Source organism: Pedobacter namyangjuensis (assembly GCF_003313325.1).
Lineage (GTDB): Bacteria > Bacteroidota > Bacteroidia > Sphingobacteriales > Sphingobacteriaceae > Pedobacter > Pedobacter namyangjuensis.
The window spans coordinates 341,477-360,480 of the sequence record NZ_QMHQ01000002.1; the positions used below are offsets into that span (position 1 = coordinate 341,477).

The 19,004-nt window shown below is 35.7% G+C and carries 17 protein-coding genes; 10 read left to right on the forward strand and 7 right to left on the reverse strand.

The genetic code is table 11. From position 1 onward, the window contains the following. Positions 1-20 precede the first annotated feature (20 nt). From DUT69_RS08665 to DUT69_RS08690, 5 genes are all read left to right on the forward strand, one after another. Positions 21-1,055 carry a N(4)-(beta-N-acetylglucosaminyl)-L-asparaginase gene (locus tag DUT69_RS08665; protein ID WP_113652837.1) on the forward strand — a complete coding sequence of 345 codons (1,035 nt, stop codon included), beginning with the start codon at positions 21-23 and terminating at the stop codon, positions 1,053-1,055. A 52-nt stretch (positions 1,056-1,107) separates the two neighbouring features. Next, entirely contained in the window at positions 1,108-1,980 is an 873-nt protein-coding gene (locus DUT69_RS08670; protein ID WP_113652838.1) for a YegJ family protein, read from the forward strand. A gap of 21 nt (positions 1,981-2,001) precedes the next feature. Beyond that, the gene (locus tag DUT69_RS08675; RefSeq protein WP_113652839.1) at positions 2,002-2,772 is read left to right on the forward strand and encodes a copper homeostasis protein CutC; all 771 of its coding nucleotides are present in this window, start codon (positions 2,002-2,004) and stop codon (positions 2,770-2,772) included. A gap of 196 nt (positions 2,773-2,968) precedes the next feature. Next, positions 2,969-3,409, forward strand: coding sequence for a hypothetical protein (locus DUT69_RS08685; RefSeq protein WP_113652841.1), 441 nt, complete (start codon positions 2,969-2,971; stop codon positions 3,407-3,409). Then, positions 3,409-6,339 carry a GH92 family glycosyl hydrolase gene (locus DUT69_RS08690; RefSeq protein ID WP_113652842.1) on the forward strand — a complete coding sequence of 977 codons (2,931 nt, stop codon included), beginning with the start codon at positions 3,409-3,411 and terminating at the stop codon, positions 6,337-6,339. Before DUT69_RS08685 ends, DUT69_RS08690 begins: the two co-directional genes overlap by 1 nt. A 99-nt stretch (positions 6,340-6,438) precedes the next feature. On the opposite strand, the gene hemF is transcribed toward DUT69_RS08690, so the two are convergent. From hemF to DUT69_RS08715, 5 genes are all read right to left on the reverse strand, one after another. Further along, positions 6,439-7,335, reverse strand: coding sequence for an oxygen-dependent coproporphyrinogen oxidase (gene hemF, locus DUT69_RS08695; protein WP_113652843.1), 897 nt, complete (start codon positions 7,333-7,335; stop codon positions 6,439-6,441). A gap of 215 nt (positions 7,336-7,550) precedes the next feature. Further along, positions 7,551-8,777: an MFS transporter gene (locus DUT69_RS08700; RefSeq protein WP_113652844.1), complete on the reverse strand. Its 1,227-nt coding sequence runs from the start codon at positions 8,775-8,777 to the stop codon at positions 7,551-7,553. Between the two features lie 112 nt (positions 8,778-8,889). Next, on the reverse strand, positions 8,890-9,489 hold the full coding sequence (locus tag DUT69_RS08705; RefSeq protein ID WP_113653441.1) for a fasciclin domain-containing protein: 600 nt from the start codon (positions 9,487-9,489) through the stop codon (positions 8,890-8,892). A gap of 97 nt (positions 9,490-9,586) precedes the next feature. Next, complete coding sequence (locus DUT69_RS08710; RefSeq protein WP_113652845.1) at positions 9,587-10,204, reverse strand: hypothetical protein; 618 nt, start codon at positions 10,202-10,204, stop codon at positions 9,587-9,589. 8 nt (positions 10,205-10,212) lie between these two features. Further along, entirely contained in the window at positions 10,213-11,397 is a 1,185-nt protein-coding gene (locus DUT69_RS08715) for a redoxin family protein (RefSeq protein ID WP_113652846.1), read from the reverse strand. 121 nt (positions 11,398-11,518) lie between these two features. On the opposite strand from DUT69_RS08715, the gene DUT69_RS08720 reads away from it, so the two are divergent. From DUT69_RS08720 to DUT69_RS08730, 3 genes are all read left to right on the forward strand, one after another. Then, positions 11,519-12,973, forward strand: coding sequence for a sensor histidine kinase (locus DUT69_RS08720; RefSeq protein WP_113652847.1), 1,455 nt, complete (start codon positions 11,519-11,521; stop codon positions 12,971-12,973). A gap of 1 nt (position 12,974) precedes the next feature. After that, positions 12,975-13,658 carry a response regulator transcription factor gene (locus DUT69_RS08725; RefSeq protein ID WP_113652848.1) on the forward strand — a complete coding sequence of 228 codons (684 nt, stop codon included), beginning with the start codon at positions 12,975-12,977 and terminating at the stop codon, positions 13,656-13,658. Positions 13,659-13,926: 268 nt separating this feature from the next. Further along, the gene (locus tag DUT69_RS08730; RefSeq protein WP_113652849.1) at positions 13,927-14,229 is read left to right on the forward strand and encodes a GIY-YIG nuclease family protein; all 303 of its coding nucleotides are present in this window, start codon (positions 13,927-13,929) and stop codon (positions 14,227-14,229) included. Between the two features lie 241 nt (positions 14,230-14,470). Here the strand turns inward: DUT69_RS08730 and DUT69_RS08735 are convergent, their stop codons facing one another. Both DUT69_RS08735 and DUT69_RS08740 read right to left on the reverse strand, forming a co-directional pair. Continuing rightward, on the reverse strand, positions 14,471-15,271 hold the full coding sequence (locus DUT69_RS08735) for a DUF4249 domain-containing protein (RefSeq protein WP_113652850.1): 801 nt from the start codon (positions 15,269-15,271) through the stop codon (positions 14,471-14,473). 2 nt (positions 15,272-15,273) lie between these two features. Continuing rightward, on the reverse strand, positions 15,274-17,613 hold the full coding sequence (locus DUT69_RS08740) for a TonB-dependent receptor (protein WP_394341238.1): 2,340 nt from the start codon (positions 17,611-17,613) through the stop codon (positions 15,274-15,276). A 210-nt stretch (positions 17,614-17,823) separates the two neighbouring features. Between DUT69_RS08740 and DUT69_RS08745 the strand changes: the two genes are divergently transcribed. Both DUT69_RS08745 and DUT69_RS08750 read left to right on the forward strand, forming a co-directional pair. Continuing rightward, entirely contained in the window at positions 17,824-18,309 is a 486-nt protein-coding gene (locus tag DUT69_RS08745; RefSeq protein WP_113652851.1) for a DUF4442 domain-containing protein, read from the forward strand. Between the two features lie 12 nt (positions 18,310-18,321). Continuing rightward, positions 18,322-18,954, forward strand: coding sequence for an AlbA family DNA-binding domain-containing protein (locus tag DUT69_RS08750; RefSeq protein ID WP_113652852.1), 633 nt, complete (start codon positions 18,322-18,324; stop codon positions 18,952-18,954). The last annotated feature ends 50 nt before the right edge of the window (positions 18,955-19,004 follow it).

Here is a 19,004-nt window from a genome sequence, read left to right on the forward strand (position 1 = left end):
TAATCGCCAACTAATAAAACATGTTTAACAGAAGAAAATTTATTAAAGCATCGGCAGTTTCTACGGCCATGTTAGCGGTAACTAAAACATCATTTGCAAATAATATCTCAAACGTTTCCAGCGATGCTATAAACAAACCCATTGTAATTTCTACTTGGGATTTTGGCGTAGCGGCAAATGCAGATGCTTGGAAAGTTCTTAAAAATAATGGGCGGGCTTTAGATGCGGTTGAACAAGGAGTTTGGGTGCCAGAAGCGGATGAAAGTAATCAGTCTGTTGGTTATGGAGGTTTACCCGACAGAGATGGCAAGGTAACTTTAGATGCCTGCATAATGGATGAAAACGGCAATATTGGCGCTGTATTAGCACTAGAACATATTAAACATCCAATTTCTGTTGCTAGAAAAGTAATGGAAAAAACCCCACATGTTATGCTTGCTGGAGATGGTGCATTACAATTTGCTTTGGAACAAGGATTTAAAAAAGAGAACTTGTTAACACCATCTAGCGAAAAAGCTTGGAAGGAATGGCTTAAAGAAGCAAAATATCAACCTGTAATGAATATCGAAAATAAACTTTACGATAAGGTTGCGCCACAAAAACTTCCTGGAAACCAATATAATCATGATACTATTGGTATGATTGCTATGGATGTAAAAGGTAATTTATCTGGAGCATGTACCACCAGTGGTATGGCTTATAAATTACATGGTCGAATTGGCGACAGCCCAATTATTGGCGCAGGCTTGTTTATAGATAATGAAGTTGGCGGTGCCACCTCTACCGGCGTTGGCGAGGAAGTGGTTAGAAACGTAGGGTCTTTTTTGGTGGTAGAGCTTATGCGCCAAGGATACTCGCCTGAAGAAGCCTGTAAGGAAGCTGTAATGAGAATTATAAAAAAGAAACCTGAAACAGCTAAAAATATTCAGGTAGGTTTTTTGGCAATGAATAAAAAAGGTGAATACGGCGCATATGCCATTCAGCAAGGCTTTACGTTTGCAGTTTGCGATACTAAAAAACAAGACCTTGTAATAAAAGGAAAAAGTTACTATTAAATCATTAAAAACAATCTCCCCATTAAATTGCATTTACCTAAAACAAATAACTATGGGATTACTATCAAAAATTTTCGGCAAGAAAAACGTGGCCGAACGCAAAGGCGAACCAGATATGGTTTATGTGCCTAATGAAGACGAAAGGATGAATTGGGCTATTGAAAAAGCCCGATTAACTTTGTGGCATTTTGAAGAAAGTCTAAAAAGCCCGCAGGAGCACCAATCCTATTTCTCTGTTAAAGTTAGAATTATGGATGGCGAAATCGGCGAACATATTTGGTTAACAGAACCCCACTTTGATGAAGAAGGAAATCTATTTGGAACAGTGGGTAATGATCCAGTAGACGTAAAAACGGTTAAACTTGATCAGAAAATTGGTGTAGATAGAGATTTTATATCTGATTGGATGATTATTGAAGGTGGAAGATTAGTTGGCGGATACACCTTGAGAGCAATTAGAGATGGTATTCCTGATAAAGACAAGACCGATTTTGATCAAAGTATAGGAATGTATATTGATGAAGGAATAGATTATTTCAAAATGGACAATACCACACCTGAAGGTGCAATTCTTTGTTTAGAAAATGCCTATGATGAACGTGACATAGACAAGGCTGTTAGTTGTAAGGATTTTTACACTGAAGCAAAGCTGATGTTGCAAAAGATGCCGAATTTAGATGGAGATGACGATATGATTAAGCAAACAGCTGAAGTTTTAGAACTGAGTTTTGTTAAACATACTACAGAAGCCGAATGGCCTAACTTTTCAACCTTAAAAAGGGCATTTCCTTTAAGAGAAAAAATAACAGATGATTATTGGGTTATTACCGAAATTTGCTGGTATCCGGACGGTGGAAAATCTGTGCAAAAATTGGGCACTTCTAAAACTGCAACTGGCTGGAAAGTAGTAGGTTTGGTAGATTAATATTAAATTTAACAAAAGAATATGCAAGGAGAACATTCTCCATTAAATAATATTGGAGCTGGCATTGAAATATGTGCCAACTCCTATGCTTCTGCAAAGGAAGCGCAAAAAGGTGGCGCCATACGTGTAGAACTTTGTGAAAATATGGCCGAAGGTGGTACAACACCTAGCTACGCACAAATTTTACTTTGCAAGAAGAATCTGAATTTGCAGGTCTGGCCAATTATTCGTCCACGGGGCGGAGATTTTTTATACAGCGATGATGAATTTGAAATCATGAAACAAGACATCATTTTATGCAAGGAACTTAATTGTGAAGGTGCAGTAACAGGTTTGCTTTTGGCAAATGGAAAAATTGATAAAGAACGTTGTGCCATACTGTTAGATTTAGCTAAACCAATGCCCCTAGCCTTTCATAGAGCTTTTGATATGAGCGATAATTTACAGGAAGCTTTAGAAGACTTAATTCAGCTAGGCTTTCTACGCGTGCTCACTTCTGGCGGGGCAGAAAATGCTTTAAGTGGCGCTCAGGTTATTAACACACTGGTAAAACAAGCAAACGACAGAATTGAGATTATGCCAGGAGCTGGTATTAATCCGCAAAATATTGTTGCCATTAAACGCCAAACTAATGCAAGTGTTTTTCATTCATCGGCTCGAAAAAAAGTTGCCAGCAAAATGGAATATCGAAATGTGACAAGTAAAATGGGTAAGGTTGAGGATGAGTACCAATACGAACAAACTTCCGCAGAATTGGTTGAACAAATGGTACTGAACCTAGCATCAAGCTAATGAAAACCGCAAACTATTCGAATGTTATTGCAGTTGGTTTATTAATTGCATCTTACATTTTTAATCAAACAACTTCTTTCGAATTGTTTGACACATTCTATATGGTAGCAGTTTCATCTGTCTTGAAATTGCTTGCTACATGCTTTTTCATCATTTCTTTAACCTTATTCATTCGTTTAAAACAAAAAACACAAAAATGAAACTAATACTGACCTTAATTTTCTCCTTTTTTCTTGTTTCAAGCTTTGCACAAACAACGAAAAATAAGGCGCCAGAATTTGCTATGGGGAACTTTACCGACGACTATAAAATTACCTATACCGTAAATGACACGCTTTGGATTCAGCATCCAAATACTAAATATCATATCATAAAATGGAATCCAGAATTACAGTATTTGATTGCAAAAAACGACTCGAATAATAAAGCTGATGCAAATAAATATACCCGAATTGACTATATGACCTTTACTGGAATGGAACCATTTAAATGGGGCTTTTGCTTGACAGTTTATGATGCGGAAAGCGATAAAGTTGCTGAGGAAACCGCTTACGTAGATCGTAAAAATCCGAAAAAAGGTTGTAACGGTTACCCATTTTCTAGAATGAAAATTACTGAATTAAAAAGTACCAACTGATGAAGTTTCTAAAAATCTCCCTACTATTTCTTTTAATTGTTGCTAAAGCTCATGCACAGGGCCCTAAGAACTACACTAAATTTGTAAATCCATTTATTGGAACCGGTGGACATGGACATACCTACCCCGGTCCGGCTTTACCTTTTGGTATGATACAACCCGGACCAGATACGAGGTTAGACGGTTGGGACGGTTGCTCAGGTTATCATTACTCAGACAATACCGTTTACGGATTTTCACAAACACATTTAAGTGGTACAGGAATAGAAGATTACTGCGATTTTCTATTTATGCCAACTATTGGGAAGCCACAATTCGCTAATAAAGACTATGCATCTCCGTTTCAGAAAAAAAACGAAAAAGCGAGTCCGGGATACTACAATACTTTTTTAGATAAATATCAAATTAAAGCAGAAATTACTACAAGCAAACGTGCTGGACTATATAGGTTTACCTATCCAAAATCAGATGAAGCAAATATCATCATCGACCTAAAACACAGGGATAAAGTATTGGATAGTTGGATTGAAGTAGTTAATGATAGGGAAATTAAAGGCTATAGAAAATCGAGTGCATGGGCAAAAGGACAAGAACTTTATTTCCATGTTAAATACAATAAGCCATTTAAGAGTTATGGAATTGTAATTGATGATAAATTACAAATTGGCCTTAAGAAAGCAAGCGGTAAAAACATCAAAATGTACATCAGGTTTGCAACTACCGAACAAGAGCAAATTTTGTCTCAAGTAGCTATTTCTGCTGTAGACGATGAAGGTGCACTAAAAAACCTAGAAAGTGAGAAAGTTGGTTTCGATTTTGGGTTAACATTAAGCAAAGCGGAGGCTGAATGGAATAAAATGCTGTCGAAAATTGATGTGAAAGATGGAAAGAAAGGTCAGTTAACTACATTTTATACTGCACTTTACCACAGCTTTCTAAATCCAAATCTTTACATGGATGTAGATGGCAGGTATAGAGGATTGGATAATAAAATTCACGTTGCTAAAGACTTTGAATACTACAGCGTTTTTTCGCTTTGGGATACTTACAGAACAGAGCATCCGCTGTTAACTTTATTGGATAGAAAGAAAACGCTAGACTTTGTTAAAACATTTTTGGCCATGTATGAGCAAGCCGGGCAACTTCCAGTTTGGCCATTAGGCAATGAAGAAACTTTTTGCATGATTGGTAACCATGCTATTCCGGTAATAACTGACGCTTATGCTAAAGGAATTAGAAATTTCGATACAAAACAAGCTTTAAAAGCTATGGTGCAGTCTGTTAACCGCAAACAGTTTGGTTTAGATACTTACGCAAAATTTGGTGCTGTAATGGCCGATATTGAACATGAAAGTGCTTCGAAAACGGTAGAATACGCCTACGATGATTGGAGTATTGCACAGTTTGCGAAAATGATTGGTGCTAATGAGGAGTATAAAACTTATATAACTAGAGCACAATATTGGAAAAACGTTTACGATCCTGTTAGCGGGCATATTAGAGCTAGGAACAATGGTGGGTGGTGGAAGCCATTTAACCCAACAGAAGTAAACAACAATTATACTGAAGGTAACTCTTGGCACTATAGTTTTAGTACCCAGCAAGATATTAATGGCCATATGCAATTAATGGGTGGAGAAAAAAAATATTTAGCAAAGCTGAATGAATTATTTACCACAGATAAGGGATTAACAGGCAGAGACCAAAGCGATATTACCGGGTTAATCGGGCAATATGCGCATGGAAATGAGCCGAGCCACCATATGGCTTACCTTTTTAATTTCACCTCTCGGCCAGACAAAACTCAATATTACATTAATAAAATAATGAACGAACAATATCACGATCAGCCTGACGGTTTATCTGGCAATGAAGATTGTGGACAGATGAGCGCTTGGTTAGTGATGAGTGCAATGGGCATATATCCAGTTTCGCCGGGTAATAACGTATATAATTTAGGTACTCCTTGGTTTACAAAAATTACCGTTAGTCTAGAGAATGGGAAGAAAATTGAAATAAACGCTCCGAATAAAAATGTTCCAAACTATTACCTAAAAGGAATTGCTTTGAATGGAAAGAAGCATAAAAAACTGTTTTTTGATTTTGAAGATTTGCGAAACGGCGCTCAAATAGATTTTACTTTGTCGGCTACGCCAGATTTAAAATTTCTTAATACTTTGCAAAAGCCTACCATGCAGATCACCGAAAATCTTATTGTGCCAAATCCTATTATCGAAGGTCCGCAGGAAACTTTTAAAGACAAGGCAATTATAAATATTTCTTCGGCTTTGCCAAATACAGAGATTTTTTACACTTTGGATGGTAAAGAACCCAATAAAAACGCGATAAAGTACACAAAGGAATTTACTATAAATGATGGAACGACGGTAAAAGCAATTGCTTATAAAAATGGTTTTAAAACTAGCTTTATAAGTTCTGCAACTTATAAGAAAATAGATAATAACTATACTATAAAAATTAACAGCGAAATTAATAAGAGTTTTACTGGCGGAGGAAATGACGCGTTAATTGATGGTGTTAGAGGAAGTTTAAATTGGCGTGTTGGTAACCGTTGGCAGGGTTTCTGGGGCAGAGATTTCGAAGCTATTTTAGATTTAGGTAAAACCCAGTTTGTAAAATCGGTAAGTATTGGCGCCTTGCAGGATACGCAAGCTTGGATCGTTTTTGCGCCACAAACATCGTTTTATATAGCCGGAGCTGATATGAACTTTAAATTAATTGGAACGGTTAACGCACCAACAGATGCTAAAGATTATACCATCCAAATTAATGAATTGGCTACAAAAATTGGCGTTGATTGCAGATACATCAAAATTGTAGCTAAAAACTACGGCGAACTACCAACTTGGCATGAAGGTGCTGGTGGAAAGGCTCATACATTTTTTGATGAAATTACAATCGAGCACTAAACGAAAAAGCCTCGCCATTAAATCGGCGAGGCTTTTTGATTATATTTACAGGATTTCCAATTTGCCCTATCCTTAAAAAAATAGTAATCATTAACTGGGTTAAACCCAATTAATTCCTTTTTTTAGTAAGCTTAACGTCTTTTCTTCTTCGCTTTCTGGCAAAACCTGCGGATTATAGTTCCATTTCGCAGTTGGTGGCAAACTCATCAAAATACTTTCTATCCTACCGTTAGTTTCCAAGCCAAATTTTGTGCCTGCATCATAAACTAAATTAAACTCGGCATAACGGCTACGGCGTAAATATTGCCATTCTTTGTGTTCTTCGGTAAATTCAGCATCGCGATTTCTGTCTATTAGTTCAGTATAAACCGGTAAAAATGTATTGCCTATGGCTAACGAGAAATCCAAAATCTGATCAAATTCTAAACTTGTATTTTCGGGTTTTAGCCTATCATAAAAAATTCCACCAACTCCCCTAGTCTCTTCACGATGTTTGATGAAGAAATAATCATCGGCAATTGCCTTAAATTTCGGATAGAATGAGGCATCAAAAGTATCGCAACTTTGTTTTAACCTATGATGAAAAAAACGTGCATCTGTTGGGATAACGTAATGTGGCGTTAAATCTATTCCACCACCAAACCAACGGGTTTGTTCATCCATTTCGAAATAACGAATATTCATATGTATAATTGGCACGAAAGGATTTTCAGGGTGCATTACGATAGAAACACCTGTAGCAAAAAACTCATCACTTTCTACCTTAAAAGCTTTTTTTACGGCCTCTGGCAATGTACCATGAACTGCCGAAAAATTTACGCCACCTTTTTCGATAACGTTACCTGCTTGCATAACTCTAGTTCTTCCGCCACCTCCACCATCTCGTTCCCAAATTTCTTCTTCAAACTTTGCTTTTCCATCGGCTAAAACCAAACCTTCGCAAATACTATCTTGAATTTGCTTGTACGCCTCTGCTACTTTTTCCCTAAACATTATGCTTCTGATTAAATACGGTTCCCGAAAAATCGGGAGCTAAAAACTCAAATTCTGATTGCGAGCATCAACCTAACAAGTACGGCTCGAAATATCAACGTAAAGGTATGGCTTAACAAATGTTTGTAAATGTCATATCGTTATAAAGTACATTTTTTTGACAATGCTAATAACATCCTATCTAAAACAAACAACGATTACCAATAAACTTAAAATTACTATTCCTCAACATAATCTAAATCCTTGTTAAAGGTTTCTTTAAGTTGGCTCAACGCGATTAAGGAAATTACCAAACAAATTGCGCCTACCAACATCGCACTCTGTAAGATTCCAATTTCATCCTTAAAAAACTGAAAAGAAAATGTGATGAGTATTAAAGAACCACGCACAAAATTTGGAACAGTAGTGGTTACAGTTGCACGCAAATTAGTACCGAACTGCTCTGAGGCGATGGTTACAAAAGTTGCCCAATACCCAGAAGCAAATCCAAGCATTAAGCTTAACCAAATAAATCTTTCGGGCGTAAGGCCAAAAGAATATAAATAGATTAAAACAGCTACTGCCGTTAACATCAAGAAAATCAGCATCACTTTCTTTCTCGATTTAAGCATCTGGCAAAGAAATCCGGCAACTACATCGCCAATGGCAATACCAATGTAACAATACATTATACCTTGACCCGCGTTTAACACTCCGTTAGCATTTAGCGCTTTCCCGAACTCTGGCGAAAAGGTGATAAGTACGCCAACTACAAACCATAAGGGCAAACCAATTAAAATGCAACAAAGGTATTTCTTAAATCGCCCTGCGTTATTAAACAACATTAAGATATTGCCTTTTTTTATATTGGAGTTTTTAACCTCGGTAAACATACCCGATTCTGCCAAGCCAACCCTAAGTAACAAAAGTAATAAGCCCATTCCCCCTCCAATAAAATAACTAGTACGCCAGCTAAAGTAATCGCCACCGCCAATTAAAGCAGCTGCAACTGCACCAAACAAACCAACACCTGCTACAATCATGGTACCATATCCCCTATTTTCTTTGCTCATGCTCTCGGTTACCAGCGTAATTCCGGCACCTAATTCGCCTGCTAAACCTACACCCGCAATAAAACGGATTATAGTATAGGCGGTTACCGAGGTTACAAAACCATTTGCAATATTGGCTATTGAATATAAAATGATGGAACCAAATAAAACGCTTAACCGTCCCTTCTTATCGCCTAAAACACCCCAAAGAATACCACCCACTAACATCCCGAACATCTGGCTACTTATAATTGTAGATCCAATACTTAGCATATCATCATCGGCTACGCCGAGATCTTTAAGACTTTTAATACGGACAACAGAAAATAAAATCAGATCGTAGATATCTACAAAGTAGCCTAATGCGGCTACAAGAATAATAAGCGCAACGTTTCGCTTGTTGGAGGCATTCATAAGTTTATAATGGTTTTAAAAAGTTTAAACTACGAAAAATCTACAAATGAAAAAAGCCCTTTCCACAATGTGAAAAAGGCTTAAAAAATTAAATAACTATTAACTAAAAATCTTATTTAGGCATTAAAACACCGTCGATAACGTGTGTAATACCGTTGCTAGAAACTACATCGGCTATGGTAACATTTGCACCATTAATTTTAACCTGACCATTAGCAATAGAAACTTTAAGTTTCTGACCCTGAACAGTAGTTAATTCTTGACCATCTTTTAAATCAGCGCCTTTAAAAGATCCAGGTACTACATGGTAAGTAAGCACTTTGGTTAAGTCAGCTTTCATTTCTGGTTTCATTAAATTATCAAGCGTAGCTTTAGGAACCGCTGCAAAAGCCTCATTTGTTGGCGCAAATACGGTGAATGGACCGGCGCCACTTAAGGTTTCTACTAACCCAGCAGCCTTAACCGCTGAAACTAAAGTTGTATGATCGCTAGATCCCATTGCATTTTCTACAATGTTTTTAGAAGGTACCATCATAGCACCACCAACCATAACGCCGGCTGTAGTATCCGAAGACATATCGTCAGCAACTACATTTGTATCCATCGCGGTTGTATCGCCGCTTGCATCGTCTGTTTTAGATGAACCACCACATGCAGATACCATAGCTACTAGGGCAACTGCGCATGCTAAGTTTAAAAATTTTGTTTTCATTTCGTTTTTTGTTTTGTAAGTTTTTATCAATTACGAGGCGCAACCTGAAATGGTTTTCTATACAACAAAATTTTTAGATAAATGGTTGAAGTTAAAATTATTCAAATTTCATTTCGAACAATAAATAATGTTTAACACCAAATTTTTTGCCCCAGTTTTCTATGTCTTTTCCATTACTGCCAACTTCGCACCAAGATTTAGAACCATCTGCACGCTCATAGGGAAGTATGCTAGCCATAAAATAAAATTTCTCTCCATATCCTATCGGAAGTTTACTTTCATCGGCCAAATTCCTTAAGCTGTAATCGTTAGTTTTTAGCGCTTTGTATTCTTTGGTGTTCGAAAATCTATCAAACATAAACGAAACTTTCAATTTGTTGTTTGGCATAACTCTCGACATAACTTTCATATTTAATGTAGTATCGCCAACTTTATCTAATCCCGCGTTAGCTAAATCTTTAGTATCTATTACTGTCTTCTCAGATTTTACTTTTCCACCCCAAATTTCCTTGACGGTAATTTTATAGGTCTTTGCTTTTAGCTCATCGCCAGAGAACTTTATGCGATAAAAATCAATCCCTTCAAAACGTTGTAAATCTAAAATTTCTTTATTGTCGCTACCATAGGTCGATGTCATTTTTAAACCTTGATTTGTGTTTTGGGCAAAAGCACAATTCACTAATAGTAAATAGGTTATAATTATTTTTTTGATCATTCGATATTTTATTTGTACAAGGTTAAAATTTCTATTTTTCGTTCGCTTTTCTCTAGCTTTAGTCCTAAATCGGCTAAGGATTTGGTTAATGTTTCAGGCTTTTCAGGCTGGTAAACCATTTGGATATTAAACTTTCTATTTGTATTGGTTTCATCAACAACTGGTAAATTAACTATTCCAAAACTTTCCAGATATTCAGCTATATCTGCAAAAACTACTGCATCACCAGAAAAAGTTCCAGAGCCGCCACCATATCCTTCCTTTTCAGATTTATCGCTTAACAAAATTTTGTTTACTTTATTTATATCAGCAATTTTTAATACATAAACTGGTTTTAACAACGATGTAATTTTTGCTTGCAGCTCGAAACGTTTTAATAACTCCGTCTTTAGCGTAGGCAATAAATCCTCCTTCCGCTCGGTAATAATGTCTAAACAGAACATCTCCTTTTTATTCTTTTCCTCATTTCCTGTTAAATCCATTACTCTTCCATATGCAAAATCTCCATAAGCTAGCCTATATATACTTTCTAAGGTTAGGTTAATCATTGTTAGCCTTCTGCCTGCAAAAGCTAAACTACTTTTGTGCTGAATATACATACCCGGCCCACCTTTAATTTCGGGTTGGATCATCAAACGAGACTTTACAGTATCTGATGCAAAAAAATAATCCTTTATGAAATCGGCAGACATGTTGTCAACCTTTTCCTTTAACGCAACTTTTTGTTTTCTTAGCAATTTTTCGATCACTATTTCATTAATTTCATCAGGAAGAGTGTTTGCAATCAGCTTTCCATCAGCATCTATCAATACTGAATGTGGAATTGTAGCATGTGGAAATAACTTGGCAAGGCTATAACTTGTATCTATTGCAAATATTAGATTTGATGGTCGTGTTTTTAAGAATAGCTCAATCCTTTTATCTGTTTCTGCCGTTACAGTAATAACCTGTAATTGATTTTTATACTTTTTTTGCAATTCTTGTAAATGAGGCATTGCCGCAACACATGGCGAACACCAGGTTGCCCAAAATTCTATAAAAACAATTTTGCCTTTAAATTGGCTTAATTTTGCAGTTTTTAAAGATGAATTTAACAATTGTTTAAATTCAATATCTGGAACTTGCTCGCCAGTTTTAATCTGAGCAATGGCATAATTACATAGTAGCAGTGCGACGAAAAGTATTTTTTTCATATTTTAAATATTTACACAAAAGTGGGAAGAAGAAACAAAGACGATAGTTAAGCGTAGTTAACGCTGAGTTAATTAGTGTTAACGCAGTTCTGATTTCGACTTTTGCGACTTATGTTTGTACATGCAAAAAAAGATAGTTTTTGTTTTAATATTGATGAGCTGTTGTGTGCTGGGTATTACCGGTCTACAATTTTATTGGAATTATAAAAACTACGAATCTGTGGTTGCTAATTTTAAGAAGGATGCTAATAATGCTCTAGATGTTGCGGTTGATAGAGAAATGAAGCAAAGACGATTGCAATTGGTAACTGAGGTCAAAAAATGGATGAACGATCCGGCGATAGTTGAAATTAGCTGCGATACGAATAACAAAGAACATAGTACTGCTTTTACGATCAAAGATGTTGTTCCCTACTATGCCGACGAAAAGGCTGATCAGATTACAATGGGCATAAGCTCATTTCATAAAAAAGTTGGCAAAATTACGCCAGAAGCTAAAGCAGCTTTTATTAATCATTTTGCGGAGATTGTAAAAGCAGATTTAAATGATGCTACCGTGCACTATTACACGCAAGGGATAGGTCATAGATTAGAAAAATCATTTAGCGAAAGCAGAATGAACTCCGAAAATTTTGTGAAAATTTATAAAGAGGAATTAGCTAAAAGACAAATATCAACCTCGTTTAAACTTAACGAGAGAAATGGTAATAATAAAAATTTCATCACCAACAAAGTTAACACCGCGTTTAGAAAACCGTACGTTAACTCAATGGTTTTCGCAAGTTTAGAAAATCCCAGTCAGTATTATTTAAGAGAGATGAAATGGCTAATTATTGGTTCGGTTCTATTGATTGGCATTACCATTTTCTGCTTTTATTACACTATAAAAACCTTACTTAACCAGCATAAATTGGTGGATATCAAAAACCAGTTTATCAGCAACATGACGCATGAAATAAACACGCCACTTTCTTCTATACAAGTTACTGCCGAAGCATTGCAAAAGTTTAAGCCTGATGAGGAAACCTCTACAAAATACTTAGATATCATCCTGTATCAAACGCGAAAGCTAAACGAGTTATCTAACGAGATTCTTGAAAATGCAAAATTGGAAACCTTAAATTTTAAAACGGACGAACAAGTTGACTTGAAACAGGTTATTAATGATGTTTTGGCCGATTTTACTACAGAATTAAGGATAAGCACTAATTTTGATGAAGGAGAATTTAAAATATTAGGAAACAAATCCCATCTCTATCGATCAATTACCAACCTTATCGAAAATGCTGTAAAGTATAATACTAGCGCTAACCCCGCAATTAATATTAATTTATTTAACGCTGGGGGAAACATTTGTCTCAGCATAAAAGATAACGGACCTGGCATAGCCGATGAATTCAAATCAAAAATATTTGATCAATTTTATCGCATCCCGACTGGAAATATGCACGATGTTAAAGGTTATGGTTTAGGCTTGAGTTACGTTAAAAAAGTGATTTCGCAGCACAAGGGTTCAATTTCGGTGGTCGATAACCAACCTTCGGGAACAATATTCTCTTTAACCTTACCTGCATAAAATGGATAAATGTAAAATTTTGTTGGTTGAGGATGAGCCATTTTTGGCTAAAGTAATTGAAGATAGCTTGGTTCAAAAAAACTATCAGGTTGTATATGCAAACGATGGTAAAAAAGGTTACAATTTGTTTTTAAATGGCAACATAGATTTATTGATTTTAGATGTGATGTTACCTGCCGTAGATGGCTTTACGTTAGCTAAACAAATTAGAAAGGTTGATGAACATACACCGATTTTATTTTTAACGGCTAAAACCAACACCAAAGATTTAATAGAGGGTTACGAAAGTGGCGGAAACGATTATTTGAAAAAACCTTTTAGTTTAGATGAGCTATTTCTTCGTGTTGATGAACTTTTAAAACGTAGCGGAAAACTCAAAGACGTGCAGTCTTCCCAAATAGCAATAGGGAAATATCAGTTCTATCCTCAAAAACAAGAGTTAATTTACGCTAACGAGATTGTGAAGCTCTCAAGTCGTGAGGCAGAGCTATTGTTGTTGCTGCATAAAAACAAAAATAAACTTACCGATAGAAAACTAACACTTTTGTCTCTTTGGGGAGACGACAGTTTCTTTAATACCAGAACAATGGATGTTTTTATTACAAAACTGCGTAAACACTTAAAAAAGGATCCAGCCGTTGAGATAATTAATGTTAGAGGTTTAGGATATAAGTTGCTTTGTTAGGCATAGATTTGTTATTCCAACTTTGGAGCAATCTGTTGAGTATACAATCCTATCGAGCAGATTCTTCGCTTTGCTCTGAATGACAAAAAACCTAAATGATAAAACCTAAAGCACTTTGTCATTCCGACTTTGGAGGAATCTGCACGCCCTGCAAACTTTTAGACAGATTCTTCGCTCTGCTCTGAATGACAAAAATAATTAAGTAACAAAATCATTGTTTGATAAACAAATCGTTTTGAGATAGCTTACGTATTTATTAATTTGTATAATGATTGGCCACAACTACTTCGTTTATATGCTTACAAATTTTGAACGAACAGTTTTATACACTGGCGTAACAAATGATTTAGAGATTAGATTGGAACAGCATAGAGCTGGTGAAAACTCCTATTCATTTACAAAAAAGTATAAATGTTTCTATCTAGTATATTTTGAAAGATTTCAATATGTGGATCACGCCATAGATCGAGAAAAGGAAATTAAAGGTTGGTCTAGAGCCAAGAAAAACGCTTTAATAGAGACGGAGAATAAATTTTGGAGATTTTTGAATGAGGATATAAAGTCGGATTGAGTTTATAATTAAATTGCAAGGTTATTATAACTTTTGGAACCTATACGTTCTGCAAAACCTTTTAGCAGATTCTTCGCTTCGCTCTGAATGACAAAAAACTCAATGACAAAACCTAAAGCACTTTGTCATTCCGACTTTGGAGGAATCTGCACGCCCTGCAAACTTTTAGATAGACGCTTTGCTTTGCGCTGAATAAGAACAAATTTAAAGTTGCTAATAATACCGGTCTAACTTATAACCTTTATTTAATCACTAAAGAATCGACCGAAAAAGATGATGCGCTGAAAAAACCTAAAGCACCATTGTTGAAGTTAGATTCTGGATTTGCTGGTGTGGTTGGCGGACCACCACTGCCGGAAATTTGATTGATGGAAAATAAGTATTTATAAACGTTCGCATCAATTGTAAGCAACTGAACTTTAACCTTATCGCCAGCAACCAATTCTGGATCATCTAAAAATATATTGTTTTTTACTTCTCTTCCATCATTAAACCTATCCGATTCTAAATAAAATCTATCGCGTTTTAGGTTGTTTACAAAAACTCGGTTGTAGTAGTAATTTGTAATGCCAGCCGGGTCGTTATAATTTACCTGAACTATTTTATTCAACTCTCCGAAAAAATCTAAATCTAACTGGTTAAGCGATTTAATACGAACTGGCATTGGCATTACAGAACTGGCAGAATAAGTTACGCCTTTAACTACAACAGTTATCTCGTATTTTTTACCGGGAACACCTTTGTATCTAGTTGATAGATAGTTGCCTGGCGTTTGTTCCGTGTAAGTTATAGTAGGCCCGTTTTCTTCCTTAATTGACACGGAAGCTCCTGTAACCGGCACTTTAGTGTTGTCCTCATCAAAATTTTTAGTGTTTGATAAAGAAACAATATGCCTAACATCTAAATCTGTTAATATGGCTTCTATCACCAATTTAGGTTCTGTTTGATCTAAATTTAAGTCTACAACTTTTTCGCACGATGAGAATAAAAATCCAAAAACTGCAATAATTGTTAAGCTATATTTTATTGATAATTTGTTCATTTTTAAAATTTAAAGTTCCAAGTAACTGATGGAATAATGCCAAAAAGTGAGTTCTGTATTGCCTGGGTTTGAGAAGGATTATCGGGGTTATCCTTAAATTCTAGCGAGAACGGATTTTTTCTATTATATAGGTTGTAAATACCAAAGTTCCAGCTCGATTTAAATTTCCTGTTTGGCTTGCCCTCTAAAGTAGCCGAAACATCTAAACGATGCGAAGCTGGTGTTCTATTGCCATTTCTTTCGCCGTAATAGAAAATTGTTTTTCCATCCAGGTTATATTTTCCGATAGGGAATGTAACTGCATTACCACTACTGTAAACAAAAGTTGAGGAGAAAATCCATCTTTTACCCGGCTTGTAAATACCCACCAGCGATAAATCATGCGGACGATCCTGTCTGGCATTAAACCAATTGCCATTTTCAATTTGGTCGAATTGTCTCTCGGTTTTAGAAATAGTGTAACCTACCCAACCGTTAAATTTTCCGAACTTCTTTTTAAAGAATAACTCCAAGCCATAAGCCCTGCCTTTACCATACACCAAATCGGCCTCAACATTTTGGTTTCCCCTTAAATCCGTTCCGTTTCTATATTCTATTTGGTTTTGCATTGGCTTGTAATACACCTCGGCAGAAAACTCGTAATTGTTATCTTTAAAATTGTTAAAGTAACCAAACGAAAACTGATCAGCCAATTCTGGTTTGGTATTTAAACTATTCATAATGTACAAATCGGTTGGCGTTGTTGCCGTAGAGTTAGACATTAAGTGCAGATTTTGTACGTTACGAGTGTAAGATGCCTTAATAGACTTGTCTTCATCCAACTGGTAACTTGCCGAAATACGAGGTTCTAGATTGAAATAAGTTTTTACAAATTCGCCATTGCCGTAAAAAGCAGAACTCGTTTCAAAACCATCGTTATCAAATGTTTTATAAGTGCTGCCACCCAATACAGAAAAAGCCGAAAGCCTTAAACCATATACCATTTTTATTCGGTCACTTACATCAAACTCATCAGAAAAATAGGTAGCAATTTCTAAGCCTTTTCTATTTTCAATCTTAATTTCGTTTACGCTCGAAGTGCTAGGCGAAGAAATCTCTCCAGGTGCAATAGTATGATGAATAGCTTCAAAACCAAACTTTAACTCGTGTTTGTTATTCAAGGCATACAAGAAATCTTGTTTGAAATTAAAATCTTTAATGCTTGAACTTACCTTAAATTCACTTCCGTTAAGCAAGTTTTCTATCTCGTAATCGTACTTGCTCATAATTAACGAGGTATTGGAGAATAATTTATCACTAAATAAATGGTTCCATCTTAAGGTTCCAGTAGCATTACCCCAATTAAAGCCAAAAGTGTTGTTTAGCCCAAGTTTATCTCTGCCAAAATATCCCGATAGGTAAATGGTATTTTTCTCATCTAACTGATAATTTGCTTTTGCATTTAAATCGTAAAAAAAGAGCGTATTACCTCTTAAAGATGTATCTGGCGCAAATGCTAAAAACGCATCGGCATAAGTTCTTCTGCCACTTACCATAAAAGAGCTTTTATCTTTTACAAATGGTCCTTCAACCTTTAACCGAGACGAAATCAGCCCTATACCACCTTCAAAGGTCGTCTCTTTTTTGTTTCCATCATTCATCCGCACATCTAAAACAGAAGATAATCTTCCGCCGTATTGTGCCGGCATGCCGCCTTTATAAACAGTTACATCCTTAATAGCATCAGAATTAAAAGTAGAGAAGAATCCTAACAAATGGGAAGCATTATAAACAGGCGCTTCATCCAATAAGATCAAATTTTGGTCGGTTGCTCCGCCCCTTACGTAAAAGCCACTATTACCTTCGCCGGCAGATTTAATTCCCGGCAAAAGTTGCAAGGTTTTTAAAATATCTTTCTCGCCAAAAAGAACCGGAATGTTTTGAATATCTTTAACATTAAGCTTCTCAACGCCCATTTGTGCTTTAATTACATTTTCGTTTCTTCTAACGTTTGTAATTACAACTTCGTTCAGATTGTTCGATTCTTCTAGAGAAAAATCCTGTTTTGCGTTAGCTTTTATCGCCAAATCTTTTGCAAGAGTAGTATAGCCAACGTAAGAAACCTCAACTTTGTAATTTCCTTCTGGCAGATTTAACGAGTAAAAACCATAAGAATTTGTTGATGCCCCTATTTGTGCAAGTCCTACAATTTTAACACTTGCGCCAATTAGGGTTTCGCCGGTGGCACTACTTTTAACCACACCACTTAAGGTATAGTTCTTTTGTGCAAATGCGAAGGATAGACTTACAAAATAGAAAAAAATGAGCGCAAATAGACTTCTAACGGAAAAAGCTTTAATCAAAACGGTTTATTTTAAATATGATTTTCACCAAAAATAACAATTGAGATTACAACCACCTAAATGTTGGATAAATAATAAGCGTTAAAGCAGAAATTTAACATTTAATATGTTTTAAGTGTAAAGTTGAAAACAAGTTTTTAAAGATGATTAATCATTTATTAACCTGCATAGATTTTTAAAGCTCAATAGTATTTCAGATATTTAACGGTAATGATAGTTTCAGAACGAACCCTTAAATGGGCCATGTGTTTATACCCACCTTTACTTTTTCAGCGTATTTGGGTTAAGAAATTTTATCCGGGTTTTAGAGGTGTCGATGTGAAAATTAGCAATAGCTTTTTAAATAGAAACTATAATGGATCTATTTTTGGCGGTACAATTTATGCTGCCACCGATCCATTTTATGCTATTTTGTTCGATCAGTTGATGCAACGCAGAGGATTTAAAGTTAGAGTCTGGCTAAAAAGTGCATCTATACAATATCTAAAACCTGGCTTAACAAGTTTATATTTTACTTTACGCATAACGGATGAAATGATTGAGGAGGCGGAGCATGCTTTAAACGAGACTGGAAAATTTGTGAAATCTTTTCCGATGGAGCTTTTTAACAAAAATGGAGATTTATGTGCTACTGTAATGAACGAGGTTTATTTGCGTACTAAATATCCTGGCGAAAAACAACGTGTAGCTATTTAATTGCCTTTGTAAATGAATATTAAGAGATTAATTTTAGAAGGCGAAAACGTATGCCTAGATTTTAAGAAAACCATCAGCAATGCAGAAAAAATTGCCAAAACATTGGTTGCATTTGCTAACAATAAGGGTGGTAAACTTTTAATTGGCGTAGCCGATGATGGAACCATAAAAGGGGTGAAATCTGAAGATGAAGAAAGATATATGATTACTAAAGCGGCGCATACCTGTTGCAAACCAGCTATAGAACCTAAATTCGAAGAAATTTATGTAGATGATAAACTTGTGTTGGTTGTAGATATACCACAAAGTGAAATAAAACCACACTACGCTTTGGATGAACAAAAAAAATGGTGGGTTTACTTTAGAGTTAACGATAAAAGTATTCTTGCCAGCAAAATTATTGTAGACGTTTTAAAAGAGCACAACAACGAATCTGGTCAACTTATTTTTTATTCTGATCAAGAGAAAAAATTACTATCTTATTTGGCAGAACATGGCAGAATTACCCTGAAAGACTTTAGCAAACTAACGCGGAGTTCTTATAAAAAGGCGCAAAAAATAATTGTCAGCTTTATTTTAGCAGGCATTTTAACGCCTAACACTTCAGAAAAGGAAGAGTATTTTACAGCAAATCAGTTAAAATAATAAAGTCTGTTGGCTGTATCGTAACGGGATAAATACTCTTATTTTATCGG

What these genes read in the sequence shown, in the direction of transcription:
- DUT69_RS08670 (WP_113652838.1), top strand. Translation starts at nt 1,108, where the DNA reads ATGGGATTACTATCAAAAATTTTCGGCAAGAAAAACGTGGCCGAACGC.
- DUT69_RS08665 (WP_113652837.1), top strand. Translation starts at nt 21, where the DNA reads ATGTTTAACAGAAGAAAATTTATTAAAGCATCGGCAGTTTCTACGGCC.
- DUT69_RS08725 (WP_113652848.1), top strand. Translation starts at nt 12,975, where the DNA reads ATGGATAAATGTAAAATTTTGTTGGTTGAGGATGAGCCATTTTTGGCT.
- DUT69_RS08730 (WP_113652849.1), top strand. Translation starts at nt 13,927, where the DNA reads ATGATTGGCCACAACTACTTCGTTTATATGCTTACAAATTTTGAACGA.
- DUT69_RS08685 (WP_113652841.1), top strand. Translation starts at nt 2,969, where the DNA reads ATGAAACTAATACTGACCTTAATTTTCTCCTTTTTTCTTGTTTCAAGC.
- DUT69_RS08675 (WP_113652839.1), top strand. Translation starts at nt 2,002, where the DNA reads ATGCAAGGAGAACATTCTCCATTAAATAATATTGGAGCTGGCATTGAA.
- DUT69_RS08700 (WP_113652844.1), bottom strand. Translation starts at nt 8,777, where the DNA reads ATGAATGCCTCCAACAAGCGAAACGTTGCGCTTATTATTCTTGTAGCC.
- DUT69_RS08690 (WP_113652842.1), top strand. Translation starts at nt 3,409, where the DNA reads ATGAAGTTTCTAAAAATCTCCCTACTATTTCTTTTAATTGTTGCTAAA.
- DUT69_RS08710 (WP_113652845.1), bottom strand. Translation starts at nt 10,204, where the DNA reads ATGATCAAAAAAATAATTATAACCTATTTACTATTAGTGAATTGTGCT.
- DUT69_RS08705 (WP_113653441.1), bottom strand. Translation starts at nt 9,489, where the DNA reads ATGAAAACAAAATTTTTAAACTTAGCATGCGCAGTTGCCCTAGTAGCT.
- DUT69_RS08745 (WP_113652851.1), top strand. Translation starts at nt 17,824, where the DNA reads ATGATAGTTTCAGAACGAACCCTTAAATGGGCCATGTGTTTATACCCA.
- DUT69_RS08750 (WP_113652852.1), top strand. Translation starts at nt 18,322, where the DNA reads ATGAATATTAAGAGATTAATTTTAGAAGGCGAAAACGTATGCCTAGAT.
- DUT69_RS08735 (WP_113652850.1), bottom strand. Translation starts at nt 15,271, where the DNA reads ATGAACAAATTATCAATAAAATATAGCTTAACAATTATTGCAGTTTTT.
- DUT69_RS08715 (WP_113652846.1), bottom strand. Translation starts at nt 11,397, where the DNA reads ATGAAAAAAATACTTTTCGTCGCACTGCTACTATGTAATTATGCCATT.
- DUT69_RS08720 (WP_113652847.1), top strand. Translation starts at nt 11,519, where the DNA reads ATGCAAAAAAAGATAGTTTTTGTTTTAATATTGATGAGCTGTTGTGTG.